Source organism: Sorangium sp. So ce295, assembly GCF_051527405.1.
Taxonomy (GTDB): Bacteria; Myxococcota_A; Polyangia; order Polyangiales; family Polyangiaceae; genus Sorangium; species Sorangium cellulosum_B.
In genome coordinates this window covers 13,028,939-13,047,864 of record NZ_CP150324.1, presented here as the reverse complement: position 1 = coordinate 13,047,864, position 18,926 = coordinate 13,028,939, and the positions used below count along the sequence as shown (strand labels likewise).

The window sequence follows — 18,926 nt, the reverse complement described above, 5'->3', positions numbered from 1 at the left end:
GCGGAGGTTTGAACGGGGAGGCGGGGAGACGGGGAGATCCATGGATTGTTCTCCCCGTCTCCTCGCCTCCCTGTTTCATTCTCTCGAAAGCTCGAAGGACGGCCCAGAGCGCTCCCCCCACAAGGTGTGCTGTCCGGGTCTCATGAACGTCGGCACCATCCCGCACCGACGTAAATCAACAGTGCTACCATCCAGCTTGGCACACGTGTGCCAAGCGGCCTGCAGGCAGTGCTTGCGTGTCGTGCTCTCGGCGGCGCTGCCCGAGCGGCGCGCGGGCGAAGCGCGGTGAATCGAGCGAGCGGGCGGCTGGCGCGGGCCTTGCGAACGCATCAGGCACCATGCGAACCCATCGTACCCATTCTTCCCTCTGGCTCCTCCTGGCAACAGGCCTCCTCGCCGCCGGATGCGAGTCGGCGTCCGCGCCTGTCGACTCGGTCGGCTCTCAGCGGGCGGCGCTCCACCGGGCTCAGTCCTGCGAGGACCTCGAAGCGCTGCTGAAGCAGGACGCGCTCGCCAAGATGAACGCCCAGATCGACGCCACGATCGCGAGCTACTCGGCGTACGGCTACCCCCGCGGCGCCGCCGTCGGCGGCGTCGACAACGGCAGCGTCGGCGTCCCCGGAGGGGCGCAGGATCCCACGGACACGCCCGCCCCGGTGCCGCCCACAGCAGACGACGGGGGAACCGGCCAGGAGACCTCGGGGGAGGACAGCGGCAGCGGCGCCGACCCTGCCCACTCCGAGACGAACACCCAGGTCGCCGGCGTCGATGAGGCGGATATCATCAAGACCGACGGCAACAACATCTACGTGCTCCACGGCCAGAGCTTCTACACCCTGACGGCGCGGCCGGCGTCGTCGCTCGCGGTGGGCAGCTCGCTCGCGATCGAGGGGTCGCCCCTCGAGATGTTCGTGGAAGGCGACAAGGTCGTCGTCTATTCGTCGGTCAACGGGGCCGCGATCTACGAGCAGGCGGGCGTCACGCCGCGGCCGGGGTATTACGACTACCTGCTCATCGACACCATGGGCGGCGGCGGCGTCGCGCCGACGCCTGGAGACCCCAGCGGGCCGAGCGCCGCGCCGGGGACCCCCGCCGACGGCGGAGACGCGAGGCCGCTGCCGCCGGACGACGCCGAGCCACCGTCCGGCGGCGACACGCCGTCCTCGGATGGCGCCCCGTCCGGCGGCGACACGCCCCCCGACGCCGACGCGCCGGCGCCCCCGCCTCCGGACGGCGGCGGGGTCGATGAGCCGCCGTCCAACGACCCGAGCGTCGACGTGCCCGGCTCGGGCGGCGTCTGGGCGCCGCTCACGAAGATCACCGTCCTGAGCCTCGCCGGCGGCGCCCCCAGCGTGGTCAAGGAGGTCTACTTCGAGGGAAACTACAGCTCGGCGCGGCGCACCGGCCCGAACGTGCGCACGGTGCTGAGCGGCGGCGCCCACGGCCCCGCGCTCCACTACTGGCCCTCAGGCCTGACCGAGTACCCCGAGACCGCCGAGGCGTGGACCGCGGCGTTCGAGCAGCTCCGCACCGAGAACGCGGCGATCATCGAGGACGCCGCGCTCTCGACGTGGCTGCCGTACCGCTTCGAGAAGCAGGGAGAGGCGGTCACGCTGCTCGACGCGAGCTGCTCGGACTTCTATGTTCCGGAGGCCGGCACGACGTCGTACGGCCTGACGCAGATCGAGTCGATCGACCTCGCCGACCTCGCCGCGGCGCCGGAGTCGACCTCGATCGTCGGCGCGACCGACACCGTGTACGCGAGCCACGACGCCCTCTACGTCGCGGCGCGCTCCTGGCAGCAGCAGGCGGCGCCCGGCGAGATCTTCGCCGGCACGAACCTCACCCATCTGCACAAGTTCGATCTGATCGCCGACCCGAGCCAGCCCGGGTACGTCGCGTCAGGCTCGGTGCCCGGCCACATCATCAACCAGTTCTCGCTCGATGAGCACAACGGCAAGCTCCGCGTCTCGACGACATCGCAGGTGCAGGCGGAGGCGGAGCCCAGGTGGACGACCAGCAACAACGTGTTCGTCCTCGAGGCGCAAGGGACCGATCTCGAGAAGATCGGCGCCGTCACCGATCTCGCCCCCGGCGAGACCATCCAGTCCACCCGGTTCGTCGGGGATCGCGGCTATGTCGTGACGTTCCGCCGGGTCGATCCGCTGTTCGTGATCGATCTCGCGGACCCGGCGTCCCCCTCCGTCGCGGGTGAGCTCAAGATCCCCGGCTTCAGCGAGTACATGCACCCGCTCGACGACGGTCACCTCCTGACGATCGGCAGGGATGGCGAGGAGGACGGCACGGTGACCGGCCTTGCTCTCCAGATCTTCGACGTCACGAACGCGTCGGCGCCCACGCTCCTGCACAAGGAGGCGCTCGACGGGGCGGAGTACATGCACTCCGAGGCCGAGTACAACCACAAGGCGTTCACGTACTACGGCGCGCTCGGCATGCTCGCCTTCCCGCTCGTGAGCTTCGACGGGCAGACCGGCGCGATGTCGAGCACGCTGGAGCTGTTCAACGTCGATATCGAGGACGGGTTCAGCCGGCTCGGCGCTGTCGACCACAGCGGCTTCTTCAGCAGCGTGCCGTCGGGGTGCTATTACGGCGGGGCCGCCGTGCAGCGCGGCCTGTTCATCGAGGACTACGTCTACTCGTACTCCCAGGGCGGCGTGCTCGTGAACGCGCTCGACGACCTCGCGACGCCGGTGGCGTCGCTGCCCCTGCCCACCCCGGACTCGGTCGGGTACGCGTGCGCCGGCCCCGGCGACGTCGCGGAGCCCGCGCCGGCGCCCGAGCCGGCGCCCACCCCCGAGGAGTAGCGCCAACCAGGCCGCGATCGGCCGCAGCGCCGCCGCCCCGTCCGGGCCGGCGGCGCTGCGCCGCTCAGGCGCCCGGCCGCGGCGCCTCCCACGGGTGATCCGGGTAAAACTCCTTCATGAGCCGCGCGGTGTACGCGGTGAGGTTCGCGAACCCCTCGGCCCTGCGCCGCAGCGGCGAGTCGAAGAACGGCGTGAGCAGGCCCGCCAGCGCCGCGAAGGCGGTCGCGTCGACGCCCGCCGGGCGCGCTCCGAAGAGGTACGGCTTGTCCCCGAGCAGCACGGAGAGCGCGGCCAGCGAGCGCGCGCCGAGCTCGGCGACCTCGTCGTTCGCGTGGCGCGCGGGGCCGACCGCGCGGAGCGCCTCGCGGACGCGCGCGACGAGCTCCTCGCGCAGCTTCGGGCGCGCCTCCTCCGGCGCGCCGTTGACGAAATTCGCCGGGCCCTTCGCGAAGTTCTCCGGGATGAGCCAGCGGGCGTGCACCATGGTCGGCGTGAGGCTGTTCTCGATCATGCGCTCGATGGCCCACGCCTCGGCGCGCTGCCGGGCGTCGAGGCCGGCGTCGAGATCCTTCCCGTGCTTCTTCTCGAGGTGCTCGCGGATGAAGTGCGAGTCGGCGATGCGCGCGCCGCCGTCGTCGATGAAGGGGAGCTGCCCCTTCGGTGACTGATCGGGCCGCGCGCGCTCCTTCGTGTAGGGCAGGCCCAGCAGCTTGAGCTGGACCTCGGTCTTGGTGACGTAGGGGCTGGCCTCCGGCAAGCCGAACAGGGGGCCGAAGCTGTGGAGCGTGATCATGTGCAATCTCCGAGCGGTTGTGGGTGCGCCGTGGACAGCGCTTGATGTAGCCCCGCCCTGCTGACAACCTGGTGTCAGCATCCCCGTGCGACGCGCCGATCGCCTGTTCCAGATCCTGCAGATCCTGCGCCGGCAGCGGGCGCCGATCACGGCGGCGGCGCTCGCCGAGGAGCTCGAGACGTCGAAGCGCACCGTGTACCGCGACATCGCGGATCTCCTGGCCCAGCGCGTCCCGATCCGCGGCGAGGCCGGCACGGGGTACGTGCTCGATCGCGGCTTCGACATGCCGCCGCTGATGCTGACGCCCGACGAGATCGAGGTCGCGGTCCTCGGCGCGCAGTGGGTCGCCCAGCGCGGGGACGTCGCCCTGCAGCGGGCGGCGAAGGACCTCATCGCGAAGATCGCCGCGGCGGTCCCCGAGCGGCTGCGGCCCTTCGTGTTCGAGCCGGCGACGGGCGTGCCGGTCGGGGAAGACCAGGCGCCCGACGCGCTCAACCTGGCCGAGGTGCGGGCGTCGATCCGCGCCGGCACGAAGATCGCGCTTCGCTACCGCGACGAGACGGGGAGCGAGAGCGAGCGCGTCGTGTGGCCCGTGATCGTGGGCTATCTCGAGTCGACGCGGCTCCTCGCGGCGTGGTGCGAGCTCCGCCAGGACTTCCGCCACTTCCGCACGGACCGCGTGACCGGCGCAAGGTTCCTCGACGAGCGCTACGCCGAGAAGCCGAGCGCCCTCCGCGCGCGGTGGCTCGCGCACATGCGCGCGCGTGGCAAGCTGCGAGAGCGCGCCGGCGCGACGTCGACCAGGGCGCGCTAGATCGGCGTGTCAGCCATCCCGCCAGAGAAGCTGGTCGATGACGAGCGGTCGCTGGAAACAGCAGCGATTTTCACTCCCAGAAAGTGACGCTGTATCAACAATTTATCCATGCATTGACGATCCCCAGTCCGACCACGTCGGGCGTGGGCGATTTTGCTTGATTCGAAGAGTGGTTGTTCGTCTTGTAGCCCTCACATGGCGATCTGGACCAACGGAACCGACTTCGTGCTCTGCACGCGCTGGGGGATCGCGCGATCGAGCGGGGGCCGGGATCGCAAGCAGACGGTGCTGCGTTTTCCCACGAAGGGGCTGCGGCGCGACGAGGATCCGCCGGAGCTCGTCTCGTTCGTGGTCCTCGATGCCGATGGCCGGCGGGCGCTCGTGCTGCGCGAAGGCGGCTCGCCCTCGATCTGGACACACGATGATGCGGGCGGCGCCCTCACGCCCTGCGAAGCAGGCGAGATCCTCGGGCTCGCCGCGTCACCCGGTGGACCGATGGTCGCGCTCGCGGTCGATCGAACGCCCGGATCGGGAGCGCGACTCCGGCTGCGCGCGGCCCGCCTCGACGGCGCGCGCCTCGACCTCGGAGACGACATCGCCATTCCCGAGGCGCCCCGGCTCGCGTGGCGCTCATCGCTGTTCAAGGAGGGGAGCAGGTGGCCCGAGGAGCCGAATGACGAAGACGACGACGAGCCCGAAGATCCGCCCTTCGATCCACGGCTCCTCGGCGTCGAGATCCAGGGCGCGGGCGGCGCCTGCTGGCGCGGGGCCGTGCGGCTGTCGGCAAGCCGCTTCGGCGTCGGCGTGACCTCGACCTACAGCGGGCTCGTCGCGGCGCTCGATCCGCGCACCTTGGCGTGTCGCCTCGCGGTCCGGTCTCCCGCGGAGCGCGAGCAATTCGACATCTTCGTCCTTCCGATGCCGGAGGGCGCGCTCGTGACGCTCGTGGCCAATGATCGACATACCGAGTTTGTCTACGTCGACACGTCCGGCGCGGTGCGCGGGCATCGTCACCAGTTTGGCAAGGATCTGGCGTGGGGCGCGGATTCGCCGGGGCTCGCGTGGGACGAGCGAACCGTGCTTGTGAGCCAATCGCTGGGCGAAGAGCAGATTCAGTCGCTCACCCTGCCCGCGCTCGAGGCGCGCCGGTTCGGCGAGGATACAGGATGTCTGATCGACGCCGGCTCCAGCGCCGACGGCGCGGCTCACTTCACCGCTCGCACGCACCACAGCTACAAGCGTCCGCACAACTGGCACCTTTCGCGCTGGACGCGCCACGGGGCGCGCTACCGCGCGAGCGAGATCGAGATGCCTGATTTCCGGCCGGTGGAGCCGCCGGCGCCCGCCTCCCCCGCGGCGAAGCGGGCCGAGGGAGCACCGGCGCTGGGCGCGGTCGCGGACCCCGCGACACCGTGGCGCGCGCGCGTCGGCGCCGAAGCGGCGCTGCGGGTGCGCGTCGAGAATTGCGGCGGGCCGGCGCGCGGGCTCTACGTGGAGATCGGCGGAGCCGCGCTCGCCGATGGGATGGTGAGCGCGCTGGCGGTGGCCATCGAGGGGAGCGCGGTCGTCGCGTTCACGCGAAAGGAAGCGGCGGCGCGCGCCGAGCTGCCGGAGGCTGTTCTGGAAGCGGGCTTCATGCCCGCGGCGTCAAGAGGCGCCTCCGCGGCGCTCCCCCCGCAACCGGCGATCGTGATCGAGCTCCGGGTGCGCGCGGAGCGGGCAGGCCAGGGGCTCTTGAGCGTGCGCGTGGGGCCGCGAGGAGCGACGGGGACGGCGGGATCGGCGATGGTGGGACGGTCGTTCACCGTCGAGGTGGGGTGAAAGCCATACCGCGGCTTAAGCAAGCATTGAACGGGGAGGCGGGGAATTTTCGAATTCCCATCCCCCATTTCTCTTCTCTGATCGGGGCCTTTGACTCGTGGGTCCAGGGTTCGAGTCCCTATCGACCCACCCAACAAAGGTCAAGCGCTCACGAGCGAAGCGCCGGTCCTGGGTGAGGTTGCGCTCACGAACTACCGACCTTTCCGGTACGGCTGGCTCGGCGCTCGTGTTCTCCACGTCGCGCCGGCGGCGACACGCGAGGTCTCCGCAGGGTCCCGCTCCGGTCGGGCGGCGGCTGCGCGCACGGTGGTGACGAGCCACTCGAACACGGCGCGGACCCGCGGCGAGGCGAGCACCTCGCGGTGGGAGACGACATAGAGCGCACGCTCGAGCGCGACGTCGGAGACGGGGACCAGCGCCCGTTCGGTATGAGCCCCACCGCGGCTTCCGTTGATCTGGCGACTCCGACGTGTCGAAATTGGTCTGTGCGGCGACGACCCGAGACTCACACGCCGGCGACTCGGGCGAAGAGGAATCGAAGGCGAGCGACTCGATGTGCGGGAACGGGAATGAGTCGGCGCCCGATCATCGACGTCGGCCCTGCTTACGCAACGCGTCAAAGGGCGCTCGATGTGGCGTCTCGAGCCGATGTGGGGCTTGGGCGCAATCCCCAGGAGCACTCGAGAACGAGAAATGGTAAAATGAGCATTTGTTGCTTGCGAGCTAGAACGCTGACACCCGCGCCGAAAGGAGGAGGCCGATGGCTTCTCTCTGTCCTCGCATGGTTGCACTTGTCGCTGCATCGCTGGCTACCACCGCCTGCATTGGCGCCGAGCTCGATGAAGAGTCGGAGGAGCTCGTCGAGGTAGACGAGAGCGCGCTCGTCGCTGGAAACGGCATGATCCCGAACGCGCTGAGGCCGAACGGGTTGAGCCCGAACGGGTTGAGCCCGAACGGATTGAGCCCGAACGGATTGAGCCCGAACGGGTTGAGCCCGAACTCGCTGAGCCCGACCGCTTGGTCGGCTATCCGGAATCCGGGCACGAGCGGCTCCCTTTCGAGGGAGCTCCTGCGCTATGTCGTGGGCTGTGCGCTCAGGCCGGACCAGTCGTTCGCGTTCTCGTGGACGGACAGCGACGGGGTCGTCCATCCAGAGACGTACCGAGGCGAGCTCGGGCTCGCGTTCTGGTGGGCATTTTCCCCCCTTAACGATACTTATGTCCAGCGCCAGCTGACGGCATGTCTCGCCGCGCGAACGAACTGGTACGGCGTCTCGGTGATGGTCTCCCTTCGCAACAATGAACTCGGCTCGGTCATGGCGGAACGCACAACCTACGGGGTGAGAGAGGGGGCGTTCTGGGGAAATGTATTCAGCGCGACGCCGTATCTGCAGGCCTGCTACTCGCCATCCGGTGTCACCCGTGCGCGCCAGATGCAGCGTGATTGTGCGGCCGGTCACGTCAACGTGGACCCCGTGACCGGGGCCACGACGGTTCAGCAGTGTGGTCCGATCGTGATCGCAGGATCATGCGACACCCTCTGCAACTCCGTGGACAGCACGACCGGCGCCTACCGAGGCTGCATCTATGATGCGGCAGTCTCGCCCTCGGTGCGTACGGACCAGGTGATCACGTCGTTCCTGCCACCCTGAACAACCGATCCTGTCCCTGGCGCACCACCAATTCCGGTAGCTTGGGCAAGAAGACTGGCAGGTCGGCCTCTCCGTGCGCTCGCCCGTGCCAGTGCCGGTGAGCTCCTGGCGCGGTGTTCCCCGGATTACGTGTTGCCCGCGCCGAGATACCGCGATGCAACCCGTCTGAGGATGCGCCCCCGCGGGCCCAGGCGAAGTACATAAGACTATCGATGCGCGCGGCAGACGTGGTCGAGGATCGGTTCGAGATCGAGCGACTCGCCGGCACCGGCGGGATGGGCGACGTGTACCGCGCGCGCGACCGGCTGTCAGGGCAGGCGGTCGCGCTCAAGGTGCTGCAGAGCGCGAGCGTGAGCGATCTGAGCCGCCTCTCGCGGGAGGCGGAGGCGCTCGTCACGCTCCGGCTCCCGGGGGTCGTGCAGTATGTGGCGCACGGGGTGACCGGCGCCGGACGGCCTTACCTGGCCATGGAGTGGCTCGACGGCGTCACCTTGGAGGAGCGGCTCGCCGCAGGGCCGCTCTCGATCGAAGAGAGCGTGACCCTGGCGGCGCGGGTGGCGACGACGCTCGGCGCGGTCCACCAGCTCGGCATCATTCACCGCGACCTGAAGCCGAGCAACCTGATGCTCGTGGGCGGCGCCGTCGAGCGCGCCACGCTGCTCGACTTCGGCATCGCCCGGGACATCCGGCTTGCGCGGAGCGTGACGGCGCCCGGCGCGGTCCTCGGCACGCCCGGATACATGGCCCCCGAGCAGGCGCGCGGCGAGGCGCTGATCGACGCGCGCGCAGACGTGTTCGCGCTCGGCTGCATGCTCTTCGAGTGCATCGCCGGGCGCCCGCCGTTCCTCGGCGAGAGCGCGCTCTCGCTGATCATGAAGGCCGTCCTGGAAGAGCCGCCGCGGCTCGGGGAGCTCCGCGACGATGTGCCAGAGCCGCTCGAGCGCCTCGTGGCCCGGATGCTCTCGAAGCCGATCGAGCACAGGCCGCGCGACGGCGCCGCCGTCGCTGAGGAGCTCGCGACCCTGGCGCAGGTACGGCTCCCCGTCGGAGGGAGCGCGACGGCGCCGCCGGCGCCGAGCGTGGAGATCACGACGGCGGAGCGCCGGGTCATGTGCGTTATCCTGGCCTCCGACGGCAGCGCTGAGGCCGACGCCACGCTCTCCGAGGCCGAGTGCACCTCTCGAACCGAGGCGCTGCGCCGCACTGCGGCGCGCTACGGCGGGCGGCTCGAGCTCCTGCAGTCGCAGTGGCTCCTCATCACGCTGTCGGGCGCCGAGGCCCCGACCGATCTCGCCGAGCGCGCGGCCCATTGCGCGCTCGCCCTGCGGGCAGAGCTCGGGGGCGTGCCCATGTCCATTGCGACGGGGCTGGCGGAGGTCGCAGGGAGGCTGCCGGTGGGCGCGCTGATCGACCGCGTCGTGCAGCGCTTCCCGAATCGCTTCCGAGGGCCGGGGTCGGGGATCCAGCTCGACAGCGCGACGGCGGGCCTGCTCGCCAGCCGCTTCGACACGACGCAAGGACCCGAAGGATCCTGGCTGTGCGGCCCCAGGGACGAGCCGGACACCGCGCCCAGGCTCCTCGGCAAGCCGACGCCCTGCCTGGGGCGCGAGCGCGAGCTCTCGCAGCTCTCGACCGAGTGGCGCCATTGCGTGGACGAGGCCGTCGCGAGCGCCGTGGTCGTCGTGGGCGACCCCGGCCTGGGCAAGTCACGCCTCGCCTGGGAGTTCCTCCGCGCGCTCAAGGAGCGGAGCGAAGCCGCCGAGGTCTGGATCGGCAGGGCCGATCCCATGGCCGCCGGTTCCGCCTTCGGCCTGCTCGGCCGGGCGCTCCGCCGGGCCATGGGCATTCTCGACGGCGAGCCGATCGAGGCACGGCGGCGCAAGGTGCTCGCCCGGGTCGAGCTGCTCGACGGGCTCGGGGGCAAGGGCCCGCACCTCGCGGCGTTCCTCGGCGAGCTCGTGGGAGCGACGTTCCCCGACGACCGCGACGTACAGCTCCGTGCGGCGCGCCAAAACCCGGTGCTGATGGGCGACCGCATCCGCCAGGCCTTCGAGGATCTCGTCCGGGCGGCGTGTCAGCGGCACCCGGTGCTCCTCGTGCTCGAGGATCTGCACTGGGGCGACCTGCCCACGGTGAACCTGGTCGACGCCGCGCTCCAGCACGCGCGGGACCTACCGTTCTTCGTGCTGGCGCTGGCCCGCCCGGATGTCGACGAGCTCTTCCCTGCGCTCTGGAGCCAGCGCAACGGGCTCCGCATCCGCCTCGCGGCGCTTTCGCGGCGCTCGAGCGAGCGGCTCGTGCGGCAGGTGCTCGGCGATACCGTCGATGCCGATCAGGTCGAGAGGCTGCTCGCGCGCGCCGAGGGCAACGCGTTCGTGCTGGAGGAGCAGATCCGTGCCGTGGCCGAGGGCAGGAGCGAGGGCATGCCCGAGACGGCGCTCGCGATGGTGCAGGCGCGGCTCGAGGCGCTGGGGATCGAGGAGCGCCGCGTCCTCCGTGCGGCGAGCATCTTCGGCGAGACGTTCTGGGAGGGCGGGGCCCAGGCCCTCGTGGGCGGCGCGCCGGTGGCGCGGCGGCTCGCCGAGCTCGTGCGGCGGGAGCTCATTCTCCGGCGGGACGAGGCGCGCATCGCGGGCGAGGTCGAGTACCAGTTCCGGCACGCCCTCGTACGGGAGGCCGCTTACGGCATGCTCACGGAGCGCGATCGGCGCGTCGGGCACGCGCTCGCGGGCGACTGGCTGGATCGGACCGGGGGCGCGGACGCCATGGCGTTGGCCGAGCACTTCGAGATCGGCGGCGCCCCCGCGCGGGCGGCGGATGCGTACCTGCGCGCGGCCGAAGCGGCGCTCCGGGGCGGCGATCTCGTCGCGGCGATCGCGCGGGCGGATCGCGGGGTCGGCTGCGGGGCAGCCGGCGATACCGTCGGCAGGCTCCGCCGGGTCCAGGCAGAGGCGCATGTGTGGCGCGGCGATCTCCTCCTGGCCGTGGAGCGAGGCACGGAAGCGATCGAGCGGACCGAGCGCGGCACGACCGCATGGTTTTCGGCCGTCACGCAGGTGGTCAACGCAACATTCAAGCTGGGGCTGCTCGACGAGCTCGATCGCTGGATGATCCTGGCGGCGGGCGCTGTCCCCACCGACGCGCAGGGGGCCAAGCTCGCCTGTCTTGCCAGCGGCGCGACCATGCTGACCGTGGCCGGTCGCTACGTAGAAGGGCGCGCGCTGATCGAGACCGTCGAGCGTGCCCATGGGAGCACCGATGCGCTCGACGTGGCAGCGACCGCGCAGCTCCATGAGGCGCGCGCTTGTTATGCCATCTGCACGGGAGATCTGGTCGTCGGCGCGGGCAGGATGGAAGCCGCAATCCTTGCCTTCGAGCAGGCCGGTGATCGCCGCAATGCGAACGGCGCACGCGCCGGTCTGGGCATCGCCTACGCCGAGCTCGGCGACTTCGAGAGGGCGGAGTCGATGCTCCGCGCGGCTCAGCAGGAGGCCGACCGGATGCAATTGCATGAGCTCAAGCTCGCCTCGGAGGCCAACCTCGTGCAGGTCCTCGCGGGTCGCGGTCGGCTGGACGAAGCGCGGGCGTTCGCCGAGTCCGCTGCGGCGTCGAGCCGGCCAGCGGGTCTGGTACGCACGGAGCTCATGGCTCGCTGCTATCTCGCCAAGGTCTGCATCGCCCTCGGTGACTTCGAGGTCGCCGAGGACGAAGCGTGCCTCGCCGTAGCGCTCGCGCAGAGCGCACCGACCCTCGGCGTACAGGCGTACGCTGTTCGCGCGCGCGCGCTGCTAGGGCTCGGGCGCGTCGATGAGGCGGTCAGGACAGCCACGGAGGCGAACTCCATGCTGGAGTCGTTCGGCACCGTCGAAGAAGGCGAGTCGCTCGTCCGCCTGACCTTTGCCGAGGCGCTCGTCGCGAGCGGCAGACACGATGAGGCCGCCACCGCGATCGCGGAAGCCAGGACAGCGCTGCTCGCACGCGCGGACAAACTCAGCGACCCGACCTGGCGCGAGCGTTTCCTGCGCGATGTGCCTGACAACGCACGCACCCTCGATCTCGCGCGGCAGTGGCTCGGCGGCTGATCCTGCGTGGTAGATCTGCGCCCCGTTCATCCGCTGTCAGCCCCGCACAGCGCCGCGAGGCGGCGCTCGTCCTCGGGTCCGCCCGCCGCGCGCGCCGTGTAGTAGACGAGCTGCTGGCGGCTCGACGTCGTCGAGGCGAGCGTGTGCCACTCGAGCACGAGCGGCCCGGCGCCGTCGGCGTCGCGGCCACCAGCGCCCTCGGCCTCGACGCGGAAGGCCTTCGTGCCGCTCACCTTGGCGCGGACCTCGTGGCGCGCCCAGATCGCCCGGAACGCCTCGCTCGTCTCGAGCAGCTCGGCGACGAGCGCGTCGAACTCCGGATCTCCCACGTGCGAGCTCGCGCTGAAGCGGAAGGCGGCCACGACCTCCCGCTCGATCACGCCGATCTCCGCGTAGCGCGCGCGGTAGGCCGCATGGCGGAAGGTCATCCAGAGCAGGTTGCGCCTTCGCGGGGAGACGTCGCCGAAGTCCACGAGCAGGCGGCGCGCGGCGCCGTTCCACGCGAGCACGTCGAACCGGGGGCTGAAGACGAGCGACGGGACGCGCATCGCCTCGAGCGCGCGCGCCATCGCCGGCTCGGCCCTCTCCTGGCGCGCCGCGGCCCGCGCGGGCTCGGGCCGCGCCAGGTAGAACAGGTGACCTCGCTCGTCGTCGTCGAGCTTCAGCACGCGCGCGATCGCCTCGAGCGTCTCGCGCGACGGGTTCACGTCACGCCCCTGCTCGAGCCGCGTGTACCAGTCGACGCTGAGCCCGGCGAGCTGCGCGATCTCCTCGCGCCTGAGGCCCGGCGTGCGCCGCCGCTTCCCCGCGAACGCGCCGCCCGCGATCGGCGCCGCGCGCATCCGCCTCCCTCGGAGGAAATCCGCCAGCTCGCTCCGCCTGTCGCTCACGATCCCGCGCGCCCCGGGCACGCACCGAAAGATGCGCTGTTCGCGCGCCTCCATCCAGGGATTGCCAATCCTAGGTTCGCGGCACGTCTGCCTAACCTCGACGCGGAGCTCCAGATTGCGGGCACCCCCGACCGGGGACCCAACCAGGAGCTGGCACCATGTCTCAACATCTTCCTCTCGCAGGTCGCATCGCCGTCGTCACCGGGGCCTCCAGCGGCATCGGTGAGGCCACCGCGCGCAAGCTCGCAGCGCAGGGCGCCGCCGTCGCGCTCCTCGCGCGCCGCAAAGACCGCCTCGATTCGCTGGCCGAGGGCATCCGCGCCGCGGGCGGGCGCGCGCTGGCGCTCGCGGTCGACGCCAGGGACAGGACCGCCGTCGCCGGCGCCGCGCGATCGATCGCCGCCGAGCTCGGCCCCGTCGACCTCGTGATCAACAACGCCGGCGTCATGTTGCCGTCCGGCGTCGAGGAGCACCGGATCGCCGATTTCGAGCAGATGATCGAGGTCAACCTCACCGGCGCGATGCGGGTCGTCGACGCGTTCGTCGATCCGCTGGTCGCGGCCGCGAAGCGGGGCGGCCCGTCGGACCTCATCAACATCTCGTCGATCGCCGCGCACGGCGTCTTTCCGACGTTCGCCGTGTACTGCGCCACCAAGGCCGCCGTCACCCACCTCTCGCGCAACCTGCGCGCCGAGCTCGGACCGAAGCACGTCCGCGTCTCGGTCATCGAGCCCGGGTTCGTCAACACGGAGCTCCAGAGCCACATGACCGACGAGGCCGCCAAGGCGTGGATCGCCGAGGCGAAGCAGCAGATCACGTGGCTCACGGCCGACGACCTGGCGAGCACGATCGCCTTCACGGCCGGCCTCCCGCGGCACGTCAACCTGGCGCACGTCACCATCATGCCGACCCAGCAGGTGTGACCGGCGCCTCCTCGCGACCGGAGACGCTCGCGGCGCCGTGACGCGCGCCACGTTACCCGTGATCCAGCTGCTCCAGCTCGCGCACGCGCGCCTCCAGCTCGCGCACGCGCGCCTCGGCCGCCTCCCTGGCGCGCGCCTCGATCGCCGCGGCTTCCTCCTGGGTGGGCACGAGCTCGCCCTTGCCGCCGGAGCGCGTGAGGCGGAGCCGGGACTCGGCCCCGCTGCCGATCACGCAAAGCCAGCTGTCGAGCGCGGGGCTCCACACGCGCCCGGCGCCGGCGTACACGCGGACATACGCGCCGTCGGGGTCGCGCCGGTAGGCCTGGAGCGCCACGCGCCCCGTCGGCGGCCGGTGCGTGGCGGCCAGCGGATCGAAGATCGCGAGCTCCGGGCAGCCGAGCTGGCAGTACTTGAGCGGGACGTCCTCGTAGGCCTTCTGCCAGTCGGTCGCCACGATCTCCAGGGCGAAGCGCGGGGGCCGGTGTCCGGGCAGCCAGGTCTGCCACTGCTTGGGCAGCGGCGGCGCGGGCCGGTGATCGAGGAGGTAGACGTCCGGCGAGACGCGCACGAGCGGCTCCTCGCGCACCCAGGCGAAGAACCGATCCGTGCCGGCGTGGTGGTCGGTCCAGCCGCGCTCGCGCGCGAGCTGCGCGATCGAGGAGAGGAGCAGGCGGGAGATCTCGTCGTGCTCGCCCCACGCGCCGATGCCGTCCGCGTCGTCCAGGTACCAGTCCGACCAGTCGATGGTCGCGCGGAGCTCCTCGGGCTCCGGGTCGCGGACGACGAGCGCGCGCGGCAGGCGCGTCGCAGGGGGAGCGGCTCCGGAGCGGGCAGGCAGCACGAGCCCACACGGTAGCACCCCGAGCGGAGCGGCGGGAGCCACAGGCGGGCGCGACAGCGCGCGGCAGTCGGCCGTGGCGCGCCGTAGGGCGAGGGCGGCGCCGGAGGGGGCGGCGCAGCGCCGCGGGCAGCTGTCGCCAGCGCGCTCTGACGGACCGCGCGCCGCGTCGCCGAGGCGCCGTGGGGCTCCCGATCCGGCGCGCCGGCGCCATGTCGGCGGCATGCGTTCTCTCGGGGGGGTGCTCTTCGACGTGGATGGTGTGGTTGTCGATTCGCCGCATGAGCGCGCCTGGCAGGAGGCGCTCGAGGCGCTGATGGCGACCGAGTGGCGCGCGATCGCGCCCGAGACACGCTACGCGCCCGAGCGGTTCACGACGGCCGTCTACCAGAGCGAGGTCGCCGGCAAGGCGCGCGAGAGCGGCGCGCGCGCGGCGCTCGACTACTTCGGCGTGCCCGACGCGGCGGAGCGCGCCGGGGTCTACGCCGAGCGCAAGCAGGAGGTGCTGCTCCGGAAGATCGCGGCGGGGAAGTTCGTCGTGTTCCCTGACGCGACGCGGCTGATCCTGGAGCTCAAGGCGCGCGGCGTGCTCCTCGCGGCGGCGTCGTCGTCCAGGAACGCCAGCGAGCTCCTCCGCAGGATCCGCGTCGACGCCTTCGTCGAGCACCAGAACCCCCGCCGCGCGCCGGTCTCCCTGGGCGCGACGCTGCTCGATCTGTTCGACGCCGACCTCTGCGGCGCCGTGGTGGCGCGCGGAAAGCCGGCGCCGGACCTGTTCCTGGCCGCCGCGCGCGCGCTCCACGTCCCGCCGCCGCGCTGCCTCGTGATCGAGGACGCCCCCTCGGGGGTGCAGGCCGCGAAGGCGGCCGGAATGACCTCGATCGGCGTGGCGCGGCTCGCCGACGAGGCGCTGCTGGCCGCCGCGGGGGCGGATCGCGTCGTGACGACGCTCGACCAGCTCGATCCGGACGCGCTGGTCGAGGGGCGGATCGCGGCGCGCGCGGCGTGAACCGCGGTGAGGGCGGCGTCACGATGCGCGAGAACGGAGGCGAGCAAGCACCTCGTCGGCGTCGAGCGTGTCTCCTGCGTCGTCCTGCGCAATGCCCTCGGCTAGCGCGGCGTGGAGGGCCCCCCGCTCCTCGTCATCGAGCTCATCGAGCGCGTCTCCCCCCACCGCGACGAGATCCACGACGGCCCCCTCCGGCAATTCGGTGGGCTCGTCGAGCACGAGGTGGCCGTTCCGCACGGTGGCTTTCAGCGAGAGCACCGTAGGCTCATAGCACCGTGCGGCGCCCCCTCAGCCGCCCTGCTTGCGGACGATCGCCAGGCTCCAGATCTCCCCGGCGCTCGTCCCGACCCACAGCGTCGGCGACCCCTTGCCCGCGACCGCGAGCACGGCCGGCTCGCCGCGGGCGCCGAGCGTGACGCTCGCCGTGGGCGCGAGCGACGCGCCGGACGCGGCCTCGATGGCGGCGCCGTCGAACAGCGCAACGCGGCCGTCCGCGAAGGCCGCGAAGAGGCTCGACTCAAGGACGGCGACGTCGGCGACGGGATCGGCGAACGTGAGCATCTTGGCCGCGAGCTTGCCGGACGACCTCACGACCGCGCAGAGCGCGCTCGCGCCGCGCTTGTACACAGCCGTCAGCTTCGGGCCGCCGCGCACGCGATCGAGGTTCTGGGCCGCGCGCGGCAGCGAGGCGCGGAGCGTCGGGCCCGGCTCGGGCGTCGCGCCGGGGTGGACGCGGAGCTCGCCGCCCTCCCCCGCGCCGTCCATCACCACGTGCGCCTCGGTCTCGGTCAGGTCGAACGCCCGCGCGGAGCCGCGCACCGCGAACGTGCGGCCGTTCACCTCGGTCTTGTCGAGCTTGAGCTCCGTCGCGCTGCCGTCCCAGCCGAGCGCGAGCGCCGTCTCGCCCGACGGCCGCGTGGCGAGCTGCCGCGCGTCCCGGCCGACCTGATCGAGCTTCGGGCCGTGCGTGATGCCGAGCAGCGCCCACACCGCGTCGTCGCCGCTCCGCACCACGGCGACGTCCTTCGACAGGAGCGCCACATCGTGCGCCGAGGACAGCGACAGGTTCGTCGTCTTCGCGCCGGAGCCGCCGACCGGGCAGACGCCGAGGCGCACCGGATCGGTCGAGATCATCGCGACGAGCCCGGGGCTCGCGAGGACCGCGGCGCCTCGGATCTCCGCGTCCAGGCCGTGCACCTTGCGGGGGGAGCTCAGATTGCTGAAGGGCATGGCCCGCTAGGATACCGGTTCTCGCGCGGCGCGGTCAGCCCTTGATGAGCGAGCGGACGTCGATGTCGAGGTTCTCGGTCTCCGCGACCGCATCCATCGCCTTGCGGAGCTGGGTAACGGTCACCCCGGCGGGGACGTCGACGCGGGCCTCCATCCGGAAGAGCTGCGAGCCGGTGACGGGCGCCTCGTAGGCCGAGGTCTCGAGCGAGACGATGTTGACGCCGACGCCGTGGAGCGCGCGCGACACCGCGCGCACGATGCCCTCGTGATCGAGCGCGTCGACGGAGATGACGCAGGGGATGGTCGCCGCGCGCCGGTGCGACTCGGGGCTCTTGGTCCTGCGGCTCTGCACCGTGAGCCCCGTCGCCCGGGTGAGCGACTCCGTCTCGCGCTCGACCGCCTCGATCGCGCCGGGGGGGCCCGACGCGAGCAGGAGGATGCCGAACTCGCCGCCGAGCACCGCCATCCGGCTGTCCTCCACGTTGGCGCCGCGCTCCGTCAGGTAGTGGGTCACCTCCGCGACGATGCCCGTCCGATCAGGGCCGAGGCAGGAGAGGACCAGGAAGACTTCAGGCTCGGGCGTCGTCGTCATGCGGCGCATCTTAGTCCGATCCGCGCAGCCAGCGCACCTCGCCCCGGGCGCGCGGCGAGGTGCGCGTCCCGGACGACGAGCGCCCGGGCAACGCCGTCCGTGTCCTCCGGCCGAGCTCCCCCGAGGGCGGCCGGATCGAGCGCCGCGCGCGCGTCCGCGCGCCTCTTGCCGGCGACGAGGCGCTTGTCTCCGGCGGGCCAGTGGGCGAGAGACGGCCATCCCCATGCTGTACGAACGCGACAACATCCATCGACTCACGCCCTACACGCCCGGCGAGCAGCCGCAGCGGGCCGACGTGGTCAAGCTCAACACGAACGAGAACCCGTACCCGCCCCCGGCCGCCGTGCTCGAGGCGATCCGGGACGTCTCGGCCGATCAGCTCCGCCGGTACCCGCCGCCCCGGGCGCAGCAGTTCCGCGAGACCGCGGCGCGGCTCCATGGCCTGTCGCCCGAGCAGGTGATCGCCACGAACGGCGGCGACGAGCTGCTTCGCATGGCCATGACGGTGTTCTGCGAGCCCGGCGGCCGCGGCATCGGCGAGACGTACCCGACCTACTCGCTCTACGACGTGCTCGCGGAGATCCACGGCACGACGATCACCCAGGTCCCCCTCGCGGAGGACTGGTCGGTCCCGGAGGATTTCGCGCAGCGCCTGAACGAGCACGGCTGCCGGCTCGCGCTCCTCGTCAACCCGCACGCGCCGTCGGGGCGGCAGGAGCCGCTCGACAAGCTCGAGCGCGTCGCGCGGGCGTTCCGCGGCGTGCTCCTCATCGACGAGGCGTACGTCGACTTCGCGGAGTTCGACGCGACGCCGCTGCTCGACCCGGCGCGGGGGCTCGACAACGTGCTGCTGCTGCGGACCCTGAGCAAGGGGTACTCGCTCGCGGGGCTCAGGTTCGGGTACGGGCTCGGGCACCCGCGGCTCATCGAGACGCTCGACAAGGCCCGCGACAGCTACAACACCGATATCCTCTCGCAGGCCGCGGCCACCGCGGCGCTGTCCGCGCGGGACGAGGCGAGGAAGAGCTGGGAGAAGGTGATCGCCGAGCGCGCCCGCCTCACGGGGGCGCTCCGGCAGAGGGGGTTCACGGTGGCGCCGAGCCAGAGCAACTTCGTCCTGGCGAGTCCGCCGAGAGGAGGGCTGTCGGCGCAGGCGATGTACCGGGCGCTCTACGATCGCGCGATCTTCGTGCGCTACTGGGACGCGCCGCGCATCCAGGACAGGCTGCGGATCACGGTGGGCACGCCGGAGCAGAGCGACGCGCTGCTTGGCGCGATCGACGAGCTGTCGCGCGCCGCCGGGGCCGCGAGCGCGTCATGAGCCGAGCCGCCGTGGCGGATGGGGCTATGCGCCCTCGCGCGCCGTCCGCTTCGTGCGCATGTGTACGATCCTTGCGCAGCCCCTGACCTCGGCGCTGCGCGCGCCGGCGGGCCGCGCCGGTGGCATCGGCCCTGCAA

General features: G+C 71.8%; 14 protein-coding genes. 8 read left to right on the top strand and 6 right to left on the bottom strand.

The window, feature by feature from the left end; translation table 11 throughout:
• The first annotated feature begins 338 nt into the window (after positions 1 to 338).
• Entirely contained in the window at positions 339 to 2,825 is a 2,487-nt protein-coding gene (locus tag WMF11_RS49280; RefSeq protein WP_437975699.1) for a beta-propeller domain-containing protein, read from the top strand.
• 64 nt (positions 2,826 to 2,889) lie between these two features.
• Here the strand turns inward: WMF11_RS49280 and WMF11_RS49275 are convergent, their stop codons facing one another.
• Positions 2,890 to 3,618, bottom strand: coding sequence for a glutathione S-transferase family protein (locus tag WMF11_RS49275; RefSeq protein WP_437905975.1), 729 nt, complete (start codon positions 3,616 to 3,618; stop codon positions 2,890 to 2,892).
• A gap of 85 nt (positions 3,619 to 3,703) precedes the next feature.
• Between WMF11_RS49275 and WMF11_RS49270 the strand changes: the two genes are divergently transcribed.
• The 4 genes from WMF11_RS49270 to WMF11_RS49255 all read left to right on the top strand — a co-directional run bounded on the left by WMF11_RS49270 (position 3,704) and on the right by WMF11_RS49255 (position 11,986).
• Positions 3,704 to 4,432 (top strand): helix-turn-helix transcriptional regulator, encoded by a 729-nt coding sequence (locus WMF11_RS49270; RefSeq protein ID WP_437905974.1) that lies wholly within the window; start codon positions 3,704 to 3,706, stop codon positions 4,430 to 4,432.
• A gap of 195 nt (positions 4,433 to 4,627) precedes the next feature.
• Entirely contained in the window at positions 4,628 to 6,253 is a 1,626-nt protein-coding gene (locus WMF11_RS49265; protein ID WP_437975698.1) for a hypothetical protein, read from the top strand.
• Positions 6,254 to 7,013: 760 nt separating this feature from the next.
• Positions 7,014 to 7,904, top strand: coding sequence for a hypothetical protein (locus tag WMF11_RS49260; RefSeq protein WP_437975697.1), 891 nt, complete (start codon positions 7,014 to 7,016; stop codon positions 7,902 to 7,904).
• Positions 7,905 to 8,116: 212 nt separating this feature from the next.
• Positions 8,117 to 11,986 (top strand): protein kinase domain-containing protein, encoded by a 3,870-nt coding sequence (locus WMF11_RS49255; protein ID WP_437979409.1) that lies wholly within the window; start codon positions 8,117 to 8,119, stop codon positions 11,984 to 11,986.
• Positions 11,987 to 12,012: 26 nt separating this feature from the next.
• Here WMF11_RS49255 and WMF11_RS49250 read toward each other — a convergent pair whose 3' ends face one another.
• On the bottom strand, positions 12,013 to 12,930 hold the full coding sequence (locus tag WMF11_RS49250) for a helix-turn-helix transcriptional regulator (protein WP_437975696.1): 918 nt from the start codon (positions 12,928 to 12,930) through the stop codon (positions 12,013 to 12,015).
• A gap of 104 nt (positions 12,931 to 13,034) precedes the next feature.
• Between WMF11_RS49250 and WMF11_RS49245 the strand changes: the two genes are divergently transcribed.
• Positions 13,035 to 13,799 carry an SDR family oxidoreductase gene (locus tag WMF11_RS49245; protein WP_437975695.1) on the top strand — a complete coding sequence of 255 codons (765 nt, stop codon included), beginning with the start codon at positions 13,035 to 13,037 and terminating at the stop codon, positions 13,797 to 13,799.
• A gap of 52 nt (positions 13,800 to 13,851) precedes the next feature.
• Here WMF11_RS49245 and WMF11_RS49240 read toward each other — a convergent pair whose 3' ends face one another.
• Positions 13,852 to 14,640 carry a Uma2 family endonuclease gene (locus WMF11_RS49240; RefSeq protein WP_437975694.1) on the bottom strand — a complete coding sequence of 263 codons (789 nt, stop codon included), beginning with the start codon at positions 14,638 to 14,640 and terminating at the stop codon, positions 13,852 to 13,854.
• Positions 14,641 to 14,860: 220 nt separating this feature from the next.
• On the opposite strand from WMF11_RS49240, the gene WMF11_RS49235 reads away from it, so the two are divergent.
• On the top strand, positions 14,861 to 15,646 hold the full coding sequence (locus WMF11_RS49235) for an HAD family hydrolase (RefSeq protein ID WP_437905966.1): 786 nt from the start codon (positions 14,861 to 14,863) through the stop codon (positions 15,644 to 15,646).
• A gap of 18 nt (positions 15,647 to 15,664) precedes the next feature.
• On the opposite strand, the gene WMF11_RS49230 is transcribed toward WMF11_RS49235, so the two are convergent.
• The 3 genes from WMF11_RS49230 to WMF11_RS49220 are packed head-to-tail and all read right to left on the bottom strand — an operon-like array spanning position 15,665 to position 17,468.
• Positions 15,665 to 15,904, bottom strand: coding sequence for a hypothetical protein (locus WMF11_RS49230; protein WP_437905965.1), 240 nt, complete (start codon positions 15,902 to 15,904; stop codon positions 15,665 to 15,667).
• Between the two features lie 30 nt (positions 15,905 to 15,934).
• Positions 15,935 to 16,876, bottom strand: coding sequence for a hypothetical protein (locus WMF11_RS49225; RefSeq protein WP_437975693.1), 942 nt, complete (start codon positions 16,874 to 16,876; stop codon positions 15,935 to 15,937).
• Between the two features lie 34 nt (positions 16,877 to 16,910).
• Positions 16,911 to 17,468 carry a glycine cleavage system protein R gene (locus WMF11_RS49220; RefSeq protein WP_437905963.1) on the bottom strand — a complete coding sequence of 186 codons (558 nt, stop codon included), beginning with the start codon at positions 17,466 to 17,468 and terminating at the stop codon, positions 16,911 to 16,913.
• Between the two features lie 223 nt (positions 17,469 to 17,691).
• Between WMF11_RS49220 and hisC the strand changes: the two genes are divergently transcribed.
• Positions 17,692 to 18,789, top strand: a complete 1,098-nt coding sequence (gene hisC / locus WMF11_RS49215) for a histidinol-phosphate transaminase (protein WP_437975692.1) — start codon at positions 17,692 to 17,694, stop codon at positions 18,787 to 18,789.
• The last annotated feature ends 137 nt before the right edge of the window (positions 18,790 to 18,926 follow it).